The following is a 13,042-nucleotide window of genomic DNA, read 5'->3' as shown; positions in this document are numbered from 1 at the left end:
TCTACTCCACCGGGAGCTGACAGTTTTAACCGTTGACCGGGATCGGATTCGAGGCGATCATGAGCACACGGGCCAATGTGGGCCGTGTACGGGAAGCAGACTCGTTGCTAGGTCGCGGCGGTCAGGCCAATGTCGCGGCTAGTGGACCTCGTAACATCGAGGGGGCGCGATGGCCTTGGGCGGCCCGTCACCGGTGACGGAGCGAACGCAAGAACTGCGGCTGGCGACGACCATGACGGGCGGGGTTAGCCTTGCGATCTGGATGGCCGGTGTCGCGCGGGAGATCAACCTGCTCGCGCAGGCGTCTCAGTGGCGCAGAGTAGGCGGAAGCTTCCCGGCCGATAGCCGACTCAGCACAGAATCGGCCGCATCGTTGCGGCTCTACCGGGAACTCATCGACCTGCTCGACTTGGTCGTCGACGTCGACATCTTGTCCGGGACAAGCGCGGGGGGCATCAACGCGGCTTTGCTTGCCTGGTCGCGAGTCAACGGGAAAGACCTCGGCGGGCTGCGCGACCTCTGGCTGGATCTCGGGGCGTTGACCGACCTGCTCAGAGACCCACGAGACAAGAACACGCCGTCGCTGTTGTATGGCGACGAACGCATGTTCGCCGCCCTAGCGACCGAGATTCCGAAGCTTGACAGCGGGCCGTTTCCGCCGGCGGCGATCCCCGGCGATGGTTGCATCCCGTGCACGACCGTGTACATCACCACGACGTTGCTAGCCGGCGAGACGAGCAGGTTCACCGATTCATTCGGCACGCTGGTCCAAGACGTCAACCACCGCGGTCTGTTCACGTTCACCAAGGCTCAGCTCGCCGACGATTCCACAGTGCCGGCGTTGGCCTTAGCCGCGCGCAGCTCGGCTTCGTTCCCCCTTGCGTTCGAGCCATCCTTTGTTCCTTTGTGGAAACCAACGCCTCAGAAAGCGAAGGTGCCGGCTCGACCGCCGATGGGGCACTTCACCAACTTCACCCGATCGCACTGGGTCGCCGATGGCGGGTTGCTCGACAACCAGCCCATCAATGTCTTGCTCAAGAGCGTCTTCGACCGGCCCGCCCGACGGCCGGTACGGCGAGTGCTGCTGTATGTCGTACCGTCCGGAGGTCCGGCGCCCGACCTGGTGGCCGACCCGGCACCGGACAACGTCGCCAAGCCGCTCGGGCTTGTCGACGCGCTCTTGAAGGACTTGGAGGCGGTCACGACTCAATCGATCGCTGCCGATCTGCATGCGATCAAAGCTCACCAGGACCGCCTGGAAGCTCGAACGAACACCAGGCTCCGCCTGGCAGAACTCGCGGTGACACTACCGGAGGGCTCGCGGCTTCTCACCGCATCGCTGCTGACCGACTACGCGACACGTGAGGCGAGCCACCAGGCTCAAACCCTCACCAGCGCTCTGCTACGCCAACTCAGCTCTTGGCCGCCGCAGCCAGCCACGACAACAGACAGCATCCCCAAGAAATGGGAACCCGAACTCGCCGTAGGCGCCGACGGCGAGAAGGCGTGCCGACGAAAGATCCGCGATTCGATGCTGGGTCATTGGTCACCATCACCCGACGAGGCGCTGCCCGACGGTCCAGCCGACTTTGCCCGATACGGGCACGCCGCGTTCGATATCGCAAAAGGGTTGGCGCTGAGCGTTATTCAGGCCGCATATCAGCTGGCAGCCTCGAAACCTGATATCGCAATGTTGGGCACATTGACCGAGAGAATCCATCGAAGCAGCCCGACGGGTGCACCAGCCGATCCTGGTGAACTCGTTCGTGGTGTGTGCACCAATCCGGTACTACGGGAAGGGTCCCTCGAGGACGCCGCCGCCAAGTTGGCTTGTGACTATGTGAAACACTTCGCGGTGCCCGCGGACGCCTGGGCAGAGTTGGGCGAGGTCTTTGTGACCGGCGAGCAGACCTTTCGGCGACTTGCCGCAAACGCCTCGCGCTCCCCTACGGACGCGCAGTCCGACTCCCTGCCCGCTCAGGAGAGCACCGCCGCCAGTCAGCTGACTACCTACCTCAACTATCTTGGTCCGCCCACCAGTTCGCGGGTGGTCGCGATGAAACTGTTCGATATGGCCGCCACCCAGCGGGCGATGCTTCCGGCCGAGACGGACATCGAGCAGTCACTCGAGCTGGTGCAAGTCAGTGCCGACTGCCGGTGCCTGCTGGCGCACGATTGGCAGACCGCCCAGCAGAAGCTGACCGGCATGCAGTTCCACCATTTCGGGGCGTTCTACAAGCGGTCATGGCGAGCCAACGACTGGATGTGGGGCCGCCTCGACGGAGCAGGCTGGCTCGTCCACGTACTCTTGGACCCACGACGTGTACTGCGTTTGGTCCGGGCACGCGAAGGCGCCGATGCCTCCGAAGCTGGATCGCGGTGGTTTCTCGGTAGACTCAAACAACTTGGGGCACTGGATTTTCCAAGTCCGGGCTACCGTTTGCCGGCCTCCGGCGATGGATCCGACCACTATCTGACCGAGAACATGGTGCTCAAAGAGCTCGAATTCCTCGACGACCCGAAGATGGCCATACCACCAAGCATTCCGCGGACGTCACTGTGGCTGGCCCAAGCCTGGCAGCAACGAGTCCTCGATGAGGAACTCGACGGACTGGCCAATTCGGTTCTCGACCCGCAACCGGGGCAAAGGCCGGATTGGAGTCCCACTGTTTCGCGAACCTGGGCCACGAAGGTGCTGGCCGCAAGCCCAGGCAGCGCCAAATACGCCCTGTTGAACCAGGATCCGGTCGCCAAGGAGACATTGGGCACCGACAAAGGGTCACCACTGATGGCGCAGACCATCACGAAGACCGCTGCGACCGCCTCCGCGGCGGCCGGCTCCGTCCGGCAGTTGCCTTCCGTCCTCAAACCACCCGTGATCACCTTGCAGACACTGGCGCTCGGTGGGTATCGGGCGGTGTCGTTGAGCAAAGGCATCGCCAAGTGGTCACTGACCGTCGGAGCAGCGCTGCTCGTTCTCGGTGTTGCCGCGACGACGCAAAGCGCAACTGTCGCCGGAGTCACGGGCCTGATCATGGCCGGAACGGGAGGCTACCTCATCGTCCTGGCCACCTGGCAGTTCTCGAGCAGGCTGCTGTTCGCACTGCTGTCGGTCACCCTTGTCGGCGCGGTTCTTGCGCTGTCCGCACCCTTCGTCCGCAGATTGCTGTTCGGCGCCGACGAGGACCCCGGCCTAATGGTCTGTCTCGTCTACTGGTTCGGCGAACGGTGGTGGCACCCGCTGATCGGTGTCGGAGCGGTCGCGCTGGCTATCGCCGTGATCGTTGCCGCCAAGCCGGGCCGAAAATGACAGCGCGCGTGCCACTAATTCATTTCAGCAATCGGCGGATGGTTTGGGGAATCTGAAATATGTTGGGCGCAAGACACTAGGCGGGCGTAGGCAAACCCTTGCAAAGCGTCTTGTATTCGTAGCCAGGCAGCTGCTCGGCGATCCAGTCGCTCCATTGCCGCGTGGTCATGTTGACCGTCAGTTTCTTGCACAGATCTTCGGGATTAGCGGACATGTACCACACTCGAGCGGGCTCCGCTGCGGGACCACTTACGATCGCGATAACATGGCCCTTGTCGCTAAATGCTAGCGCGTCTATGGTTCCGCCTGGATTACTTCTGTTGGTGATGAATGGTTGGCCATCCGTGAAGTCCCACATCCACAACCGGCCGCCACTGTCGGCTATCGCTAGTTGTGTGGGGTCGAACGGGCTAAACGCCAGCGCGGTGATCGGGCCGGGAAGCGGGTGCGCGGTTGCAGCTAGGTGTTTGGCGTTCTCGACGTCCAGCACGTGTATTGTGCCATCGACTGTAGCGTTAGCCAGCAAATTCGGATCGGTAGCGCTAAACGCCATGGTTGAGGGCGGGTAGGGAAGGCCGATGGGAAGTGTGCTCGTCGGTTCGCCGTGGCCGTCAATGCTGGTGAGATCAGCTACAGTCACGTGCCGGTCCTCACGTGTGCTCAAGTAGGCGAACCAGCGACCCTCGGGGCTCACAGCTAGGGAGGTACTCCCCTCGCCACGTGGGTAAAACAGGTCGCTAATAGTCGCGGTCGTGTTGGTGTGCTGCTCTATATCCTGGATCCGCAGAAAGCCAGCGCTTTGGTCAGCGTGGTCATCGGTGAGATAGTAGCTCGCAAGTTGGTGTCCGTCGGCGCTGAAGGCCACCAGCGGCCAGCCGGCGGTAAGTGTGAATATGGTGGTGCCGCCGGGTAGGGCAGATTCGGTCTCCTGAACCCAAACCCGCAGGGTGGTGTTGGCACTAGCGTTGTCGATTCCGGTGTTGACCACCCGCTTTGCGTCGCTGCTGAGGGCCTGCACCCCTTGGTGATCCGGGAAATAGCCACTGGACTGAGCATCCCACCATCGCACGATACCGTCGCTTAGAGAAACGATGAATGTGGCCGGATCAATCGGGTTGAACTCCCCTAAGATTGGGCCGGTACCGCGGCCGGTCAGCAGGGGACCAACACGCTCGCCGCTCCCGATATCCCACACCTGAGCACTCCTATGCGTGGGTTCCCCAGGCGCGTAGGCGGGTTCAGACCCAACCGAGGCAAGCCATCGTCCCTCCGGTCCAAATGTCACAGCCCTGATGGGTTGACCGCTGGGGTGTTGCAGCGGGCTGGCCTTGTGAGGCTGGCCGGTCTGCACATCCCACAACAGCAGACTGTCATCTTCGCCGTCGATGTTCTGCACAGCGGCGATCCACCGCCCTGTCGGATCGAACTGCAGGCCCTGTGCCCCACTGGGATATTGCAGCGGGCCGGCGTCGTGAGGCTGGCCGGTCTCCACATCCCACAACAGCAGACTGTCATCTTCGCCGTCGATGTTCTGCACGGCGACGATCCACCGCCCCGTCGGATCGAACTGAACACCTGAAAACCGTCCTCCGCTGGGGTATTGCAGCGGGCCGGCGTGGTGGGGCTGACCGGTCTGCACATCCCACAACTGGACACTGCGACCGTCGCCACCGACAGCGGCGATCCACCGCCCCTTCGGATCGAACTGCACACCCGACATCGGCCCCCCGCTGCGGTGTTGCAGCAGGCCGGCGTCGTGAGGCAGACCGGTCCGCATATCCCACAACAGCAGACTGTCATGTTCGCCGTCGACGTTGTGGACGACGGCGATCCACCGCCCCTTCGGATCGAACCGCACATCTGAAAACCATCCTCCGCTGGGGAGTTGTAGCGGGCCAGCGTCGTGAGGCTGGCCGGTCTGCACGTCCCACAACAGCAGACTCTTATGTTCGCCGTCGACGTCGTGCATGCCGGCGATCCACCGCCCCGTCGGATCGAACGTCACATAATAAAATCGTCCTCCGCCGGGGAGTTGTAGCGGATCGGCGTCGTGAGGCTGACCGGTCTGCACATCCCACAACAGCAGACTGTCATGTTCGCCGTCGATGTTGTGTACGGCGGCGATCCACCGCCCCGTCGGATCGAACTGCACATCTGAAAGCCGTCCTCCGCTGGGGTGTTGCAACGGGCCGGCGTCGTGAGGCTGACCGGTCTCCATATCCCACAACTGCAAGTTTTGCCAATTGTCGCTGAGTGAAGCGATCCGCCGCCCTTTGAGGCTCAAGGCGTACACCGTCTGCCCGGTGTCAAGGACCCTGCTTGTGGCAGCAAGCTTGTTGAGCGCTTGGGCGATCTCCACGTTCGCGATACCGGGACGGAGATCATCGGCGGCGAGCAATTTGTGATAGGCCTCTACCTCACCCCGCCCCGATTCCAGGAGGTCGGTCGCCTCATAGACGAGGGTCGTCGCCGCCCTCGCTCGCTCACGCTTCGTGGCTTCGTGGCGACTGTTGACAGCCAGCGCGCCTGCGCCGGCCAGCGCCAACACCAAACCGGCGATACCGACTTGCTTGGCTGCACGGCGTTGCCGCATTCCGCGGTTGTGTTTGGTGCTGGCACCGAGGTAGTGCTGTTCGGTGTTGCTGAGGTCGACTTTGTAGTCGAGGTGATGTTCGTGGTTTCGCCAGAGTCTCCACGACCTGGGGAGGCGGAATCGCTTGGGTTGCTTGACGAGATCGCCGTCCGGATGGTGTCGGGCAGTGGTGCCGGCAAGTTGGGCTTTCATCGCCGTCAATGCCGCGCCGGTCAACAGTGCGCCGGGAGGTTGGCCGTCGTCGTCCCAGTCGTTCGCGAGGGTGTTGAGTTTGCGGCGGGCTCGCAGTGCGGTCGCTTTGTCCTCGACCTGCTCGGCAAGTGTTGGCCAATGCTGATACAGCGATTCGTGCGTGACTGTGACGTAGGTGTGGCCGTCCTCGCTGGGAGAGGTCATCACCAACCTGGCATCAACGAACGGGTCCAAACCGCCCTCGGGAATCTTCAACCTGTCGAGCGCAGCGGGGCGCCGTGCAGTGTTGCCGTCATCGTCGATGGTCACCAAATTCAGCAGCCCGCGCAGGATGGTGTCTTCGCCAACACCAGCGGCGGCGCACGCCTGCGCCAGCGCAGCATCAGCATGGCGAATCAGCGCACCCTTCACGCCCCCCAACGCGTGGTAGCGCTCGAAGGTGAGCTCGCCACCCCGCGGCACATCCTGAGCGAGTTGTTTGAGGGTATATGCCAGCAACGGCAACGCATCGCCACTGCCCGTATCTTGGACCAGAGTCTCGGTCAACCCCTCGGCGATCCGATAACCAGCCACCTCAGCCGGCCGCGTGATCACCTGACTGAGCGCCTCATCGCTGCCAAGCGGACCGATCAGATGGGTGCGCAACCCCAATTTCATTAGCGCGGGATCGTTTAGTACCGGCTGCAAAAATTCCGGCCGCAACGTCGCCAACACCTGAAACCGACCCTGCAACGCATGATTAAGCACGTCGACAAACTGCTGGCGCTTTGAATCACTGGTTTGAGTGATCAACTCCTCGAACTGATCCACCGTGATCAACACCTTGCAGCCCACGCCGGCCTCGGCGCCAATGAGCAACTCCCTGCCCATATCGGCCAGGCCCTGCCCATCAAGAGGTGCGGAAGTGTCGAACGACATCGCGTCGGCCGGCAGATGCCACCGATGCGCCTCGACAACGATCGCTTGCCTCAAACTTCCCGCCGGATCGCCGCCCGGCGTGATCGGATCCAACGCCAACCACTCACCAGCTGGGTCGTTGATCCTCGGCAACACCCCCGCACGCACCAGCGACGACTTACCGCACCCTGACGGGCCCACCACCGCCCACACCGCAGGCTCACGCACCGCACGCAAACCCTCGGCAACGTCGATGATCTCGCGGTGTCGCCCAAAAAACACCCGATGATCATCGCGCTGGAACGGCTCCAAACCCGGATAGGGCGACTTGCCGTCTTGCCAACCCAAACCCGCGCTGCCATCGATCTTGGCCAGCCGGTTCCTCAGCATCGCACGAGCGTTCACCGGATCACCCACCATGTCGGCGAACTGGTGAGGCCGTAACAACTCATCCACTCGACGCTGCTGGGCATCCAACGGCTCCGCCGACGCTCGCACCGGCAACAACAGTTTGCCGCCCTGTAGCGCTGCACCAAGCTCAGCGGCACACCACGGCGAGGACAGCAACGACGGTGTGACCACCACGATCAGCGCATCAGCGTCGCGCAGCTCCTGGAAAATCCATGGCCGCCACACTTCCCCCACCGCAACACCGTCATCAACATCGAAGTCCAACGACACGTCGTGGCCGTCTTCAACCAGCCACTCATGAATCCGGCGCGCCTGGTCATTGTCGTTATGGGAATGGCTAATAAATACCCGAGCCACGATGACTCCTCTAATCCCATAGCCGAGACAGTCAGCGCGGCCGCGACCGACCGTCACAGCTCCAACACCACCTAACCGCGCAAAGCACTCTGCAGTCAAGCCCTTCACCAACACGCACAACAGCAAAACGCGTTGACTCATCTAAAGATCCGTCCTCGTCGCTACCGCAGCCGGGGATTGCTGGGCTGCCCCGTTTAGTGGATACAACCAAATGACGCAGAGCATCCCTAGCGAGCCAAACAGGTGGTCTGCAGTTCCTGGCCGGCAAACCAGTGGTCCCGTACTCGTGGCTTTCAGGAATCTGTGTAGTTCAGGAATGATATGACTGCGAATTAGATTCTCGGACAAGGGATTTTGGCTCAGAGAGGGATTGGCGAGCGTATTCAACCGGGCTCGATCATTCTGGCATGCAGTGAGGGCCTTGAGCCCGGTGCGCCCGGAACCCGACGATGTCGGTGGGCACCGACGACAATGTGGTCGCGGTGTCTTCGAGCAACTTCTCCAACCGTTGCACCTCACGGGAACCTACCCCGGTGATGTGGGGGCGGACGATGCGATATGCCCGGCGAGACCTTGGTGCACGTTTGGTAGGGCAAAACCCGCGCAGGCGACGACATGCGGGCATCGCTGGCCATGAATTTCTGACAGTAGTTATTCGACGAGCCATGCGTGTCGGACCTCTAAGGTAGCGTGAGCATTCGGTCGGTCCTCGATATCCAGGACTTCCGCCATCGCTCAACGGCGGACCGGGTGTGCGACCGCGAGGAGTTCGCTGACGAAAGGCAACAGTGGCTAAGACCCGGGCTCTCACTAGTTTCGATTGCGACCATGACCTCGATTTGAAGAACCTCCTTGTCGGGCAGGCGAAGAATCCCGACTCCCCGTTCGAAATTTGCGACTGGTCGATTAAGGAAGCTTCGGCCGGTTGGAAAGCCAAAGCGCGCGTAAGGATTCGGGCATGCGAAGCTGTTGCGGTGATCTGCGCCGGGCACACCGACACGGCCGTGGGAGTTGGCGCCGAACTCTCAATCGCCCAGAAGGAAAGCATCGCATACTTTCTGTTGCGGGACCGTCCGGATCGAACTTGCCGGACGCCCACATGGGCGGAGTCAACAGACAAGATGTACGACTTGACGTGGGAGAATCTGAAGCTGCTGATCGGCGGCAGCCGATGACCAATCCCACTCAGCCTCAGGAATCCCCCGATTCCTACATGTTCGAACAATACAAACTCGCCGTGGAGATGGCGGATCGTGTGTCCGCCCGAAGGGCGACGGCGAACACTTTCTTCTTGTCCATTCAGACCGGTTTAGCTATTGCGCTCGGCGCATTCGCTGTCAACGATGGAGTCCAAGATAACGCGAACCCGGACAGCTTTGTACTCACCCTCGCTGCAGTCGCCGGGGTGCTCATCGCCAGCTCCTGGTGGATGCTGCTGCGGTCCTACCGCGACCTGAACAGTGCGAAATTCGCCGTGATCAACAATCTTGAAGAGAAATACCTACGCGTCCATTTGTTCAAGGACGAATGGGAGCACCTGAAGCAGGATCGGGCCAAGGCTTGGCAGAGGCGATACGCAGAACTCGGACAGATCGAGCGTTTAGTCCCAAGCCTGTTTGCGCTGCTATATCTCGTGTTGGCAATCCACGTGAATTGGCGATTCCAATGAACTACGTGGAGGAAATTGCTGACCGGATCAGGAGAAACCTGGCTCCTGAAATTGTCCCGGAGAATTCATACCCACTGCTTCTCATCTATGCGGTACTTGCTCGCGCCAAAGCCGCCGACACGACGCTGGAAGACATCCATGACGCCTGGACGGCTTGGATGTCGATGCAGGGGAAGCGACACGAATCGAGCGTGCCGTTCGCCGAACTGCCGGACGCAGTTAAGTGCGAAGACGAACCGTTCCTTCGGGCTATACTTGCAGCGCTCTGACAGTCGACGAATCGCCTGCCGACACCGAGCTGATCTACGGCAGCCGGTTCACCGCGATTGCCCGTCCGAACGAAGATTGGACATAGGCTTTCCAACGTCTTCGGCGGCGGTGCGCACCAGCAACGGCGACGAACACCTCCCCCACTTCGGTCAAAGCCGCCGAGTGGGCGCGGAACCTATTGTGAATGCCCCACCGCAATACGACCTTTCCGGTAGCCCCCATAGCACGGATGACGCCGGTGTTGAGCCCGGCGCCGATTTCCTGCTTCCACCGGGAAACCAACAGCAAGCTGTCGTCAGACCCCACCGCCAACAGAACGAACACGGTCATCGCTAGCACGAAGAGCCAGGGCAATTGGATACCGAGCATGTGCTGCCAGATCAGCACGAACAGGCCTAAGGAAGCACCCAGTGAAAGCACTACCGTACCGACGATGACGGCGGCGGCAACTAAAGCGCGGGTAACTGATGATCAAGATGATGAAAATGAGGTACAACGAAGCAACGCCCGCAATGAGCAGATCCCATTTGGCGCCTTCGGAGAGGCCCTTGGAACCGAAATTCATTCTGGCCAAGTCAGATTCAGAGCCTGCAGTTCCCCCGCCTAGGGCTGGCCGGGCAGCAACCGAACCATCAGCCCGTTGGCTTCGGCCAACAATGTCTCGTCGCCGTCTACGAGCTCTGCCGCCACGAACGCTTTACGGCCCTCGGTCTTGGCGACCCGCCCGCGGACCACCAACGGCGTATCGATCGGGGTGATCTTGCGGTAGTCGACGTGCAGAAAGGCCGTCCGGCTGATCGGCCGTCCCCCCGCATGCGAGATCATGCCGAACACGTGATCAAACAGCAGCGGCAACACCCCTCCGTGCACCGCGGAGTTGCCCCCCACGTGAAACCTGCTGAAGGATCCCGTCATCTCGACACCGTCAGGCGCATACCTGGTCAACGTCCACGGCGGCAGCAGCAGACTGCCCCAGCCCGGCAAGCTCGTGGTCCGCCCGGCCGGCGCCTGGCCCTCGGCTGCCTGAAACGGGTCCAGGAGCGCCACCAGCGCTGCGGCGCGCTCGGCCGCCTCGTCCCACACGTCCTGGGCGCCCGGGCCGGGGTCGGCGGACACGGCGAGGTCTTGCAGTCGGCGCATGGTGGCTACGAATCGGCCAAAACCCGGACCGGGGTGGGCTGGACCATAGTTAGGGAAGCCGCCATGGTGTTCGTAGTCGGGATCGACTGATTCGGGGTGCTGGACGGCGTCACTCACGAGCGGGCCCGCAGAACGTCCCGGCGCACAATGGTCTGGTCTCGCCCGGGACCGACTCCGATGCACGAAACCGGCGCTCCGGCCAGCTCTTCCAGTCGCAGCACGTAGTCACGCGCTTTGGCGGGCAGCTCACCGAACTCCCGCGCCCCGGAGATGTCCTCCCACCAGCCCGGCAGCTCCTCGTAGACGGGTTCGGCGCGGCAAAGATCGCTCTGGGTCATCGGCATGTCACCCATCCGCACCCCGTCGACCTCATAGCCGACGCAGACGGGGACCGTTTCCAGACTGGACAGCACATCAAGCTTGGTCAGGAAGTAGTCGGTGATCCCATTGACCCGGGCGGCGTAGCGCGCGATGACGGCGTCGAACCAGCCACAGCGCCGGCGTCGGCCGGTGGTCACTCCGATTTCGCCGCCGGTCTTGGCCAAGTATTCGCCGTGCTCGTCGGACAGTTCGGTGGGAAACGGGCCAGATCCCACCCGGGTGGTGTAGGCCTTGAGAATGCCCAGCACCGTCGACATCCGGGTTGGGCCGATCCCGGAACCGACGGCTGCCCCGCCTGCCGTCGGATTCGATGACGTCACATAGGGATAGGTGCCGTGATCGACGTCGAGCAAAGTGCCCTGAGAGCCCTCCAGCAACACGGTTTCGCCGGCCTCAAGGGCCGAGTTGAGCAGCAGCCGGGTGTCAGCTATCCGATGCCGGAAGCCCTCGGCCTGCTCGAGCAAGGCATCCACCACCTGCTCGGGGTCCAGCGCCCTGCGGTTATAGATCTTGACCAGCACCTGATTCTTGAACTCGCAGGCGGCCTCGACTTTGCGCGCCAACTGATCGGGGTCGAGCACATCAGCGACCCGGATCCCCATGCGGGCGACCTTGTCCTGATAGCACGGCCCGATGCCGCGGCCGGTAGTGCCGATCTTCTTGCTGCCCATATAGCGCTCGGTGACCTTGTCAATGGCAACGTGATAGGGCATGAGTAAGTGCGCGTCAGCCGAGATCAACAGCCTCGACGTGTCAACACCGCGGTCTTCGAGTCCTTGCAGTTCGCCGAGCAGCACACCCGGGTCCACCACCACGCCGTTGCCAATGACATTGGTCACGCCGGGCGTGAGCACACCCGACGGGATGAGGTGCAACGCAAAATTCTCTCCGGTCGGCAAAACGACGGTGTGCCCAGCGTTGTTGCCGCCCTGATAGCGCACCACCCACTGCACCCGCCCACCGAGCAGATCCGTGGCCTTACCCTTGCCCTCGTCACCCCACTGGGCGCCGATGAGGACGATTGCCGGCATGACTTGCTCCCACCTGGTCTCGCGGGTTGCGCCCGCTTATTGTGGTCCAGCCGGTGACCTACCCTACTCAGCGGTTCGCGAGGAGCCTCGATACAGGCATGAAACGGCTATGAATAGGGCGGAGATGACGCCCGCCATTGCGGTGCTGCTGTTCGGAGATGGTCGTCCGCCCAGGCCGTTGAGCGGCCTGCCCGCCCATCATGTCGAGGATCCGACCGCAATCGACACCGCACTTGGTCCCTATAGCCGGCTGGTGGTGGTGGGCGCCGATGCGGACCTGGCCGCGGTGCTGACCCGGCTGTTGCGCAGCAACCGGCTCGATGTCGAGGTGGGATATGCGCCGCGCCGGCGCACGGCCGCGACCCGAGCGTACGGATTGCCCGCGGGGCGCCGCGCGGCGCGACGCGCGCGCCACGGAACCCCCGACCGGGTCCCCCTGATTCGCGACGAAACCGGGGCGGTGGTCGTGGGCCACGCGAGGTGGCTACCGGCCGACGGCCAAGCGCTGATCCACGGTGAGGCCGTTGTCGACGACACGGCACTCTTCGACGGCGACGTCGCCGGGATGTCCATCGAGCCGACCCTGGCGCTTCCGGGTCTGCGAGCCGCCGTGCAACACCGGCCGCGTCGCCGCCGCAGGCCACGGCGCTGGATCAGCGGCCGAGCGGCTCAGCTGGGCACTACCGGCGCCACTGTGGTCCGCGACGGGGTCGCCGCCCCGCGCAGCGTGCGACGGTCGACCTTCTACCGCAACGTCGAGGGTTGGCTGCTGGTCCGGTAGCTTTCGACCG

8 protein-coding genes and 1 pseudogene are annotated in these 13,042 nt (G+C 62.6%); 5 read left to right on the top strand and 4 right to left on the bottom strand.

Features of this window, described 5'->3' with window-relative positions:
* Window positions 1–169 precede the first annotated feature (169 nt).
* Entirely contained in the window at window positions 170–3,310 is a 3,141-nt protein-coding gene (locus F6B93_RS02690; protein ID WP_211697613.1) for a patatin-like protein, read from the top strand.
* Between the two features lie 76 nt (window positions 3,311–3,386).
* Here F6B93_RS02690 and F6B93_RS02685 read toward each other — a convergent pair whose 3' ends face one another.
* On the bottom strand, window positions 3,387–7,760 hold the full coding sequence (locus F6B93_RS02685) for an nSTAND1 domain-containing NTPase (RefSeq protein WP_211697612.1): 4,374 nt from the start codon (window positions 7,758–7,760) through the stop codon (window positions 3,387–3,389).
* 788 nt (window positions 7,761–8,548) lie between these two features.
* On the opposite strand from F6B93_RS02685, the gene F6B93_RS02680 reads away from it, so the two are divergent.
* The 3 genes from F6B93_RS02680 to F6B93_RS02670 are packed head-to-tail and all read left to right on the top strand — an operon-like array spanning window position 8,549 to window position 9,698.
* Window positions 8,549–8,935, top strand: coding sequence for a hypothetical protein (locus tag F6B93_RS02680; RefSeq protein WP_211697611.1), 387 nt, complete (start codon window positions 8,549–8,551; stop codon window positions 8,933–8,935).
* Complete coding sequence (locus F6B93_RS02675; RefSeq protein WP_246540976.1) at window positions 8,896–9,429, top strand: RipA family octameric membrane protein; 534 nt, start codon at window positions 8,896–8,898, stop codon at window positions 9,427–9,429. The genes F6B93_RS02680 and F6B93_RS02675 overlap by 40 nt, the downstream gene beginning before the upstream one ends.
* Window positions 9,426–9,698, top strand: coding sequence for a DUF7701 domain-containing protein (locus tag F6B93_RS02670; protein WP_211697610.1), 273 nt, complete (start codon window positions 9,426–9,428; stop codon window positions 9,696–9,698). Before F6B93_RS02675 ends, F6B93_RS02670 begins: the two co-directional genes overlap by 4 nt.
* A gap of 142 nt (window positions 9,699–9,840) precedes the next feature.
* On the opposite strand, the pseudogene F6B93_RS02665 reads toward F6B93_RS02670, so the two are convergent.
* From F6B93_RS02665 to F6B93_RS02655, 3 genes and pseudogenes are all read right to left on the bottom strand, one after another.
* Window positions 9,841–10,249: pseudogene (locus F6B93_RS02665) on the bottom strand (MMPL family transporter); the annotation flags it as partial.
* A 53-nt stretch (window positions 10,250–10,302) separates the two neighbouring features.
* A complete protein-coding gene (locus F6B93_RS02660; RefSeq protein WP_211697609.1) occupies window positions 10,303–10,956 on the bottom strand; it encodes a PaaI family thioesterase in 654 nt (217 codons plus the stop codon).
* The gene (locus tag F6B93_RS02655; RefSeq protein ID WP_211697608.1) at window positions 10,953–12,251 is read right to left on the bottom strand and encodes an adenylosuccinate synthase; all 1,299 of its coding nucleotides are present in this window, start codon (window positions 12,249–12,251) and stop codon (window positions 10,953–10,955) included. Before F6B93_RS02655 ends, F6B93_RS02660 begins: the two co-directional genes overlap by 4 nt.
* 109 nt (window positions 12,252–12,360) lie before the next feature.
* Between F6B93_RS02655 and F6B93_RS02650 the strand changes: the two genes are divergently transcribed.
* Window positions 12,361–13,032, top strand: coding sequence for a peptidase M50 (locus tag F6B93_RS02650; protein WP_211697607.1), 672 nt, complete (start codon window positions 12,361–12,363; stop codon window positions 13,030–13,032).
* Window positions 13,033–13,042: the final 10 nt, after the last annotated feature.

Source organism: Mycobacterium spongiae (genome assembly GCF_018278905.1).
Taxonomy (GTDB): domain Bacteria; phylum Actinomycetota; class Actinomycetes; order Mycobacteriales; family Mycobacteriaceae; genus Mycobacterium; species Mycobacterium spongiae.
This window is presented reverse-complemented; position numbering and strand designations above follow the sequence as displayed.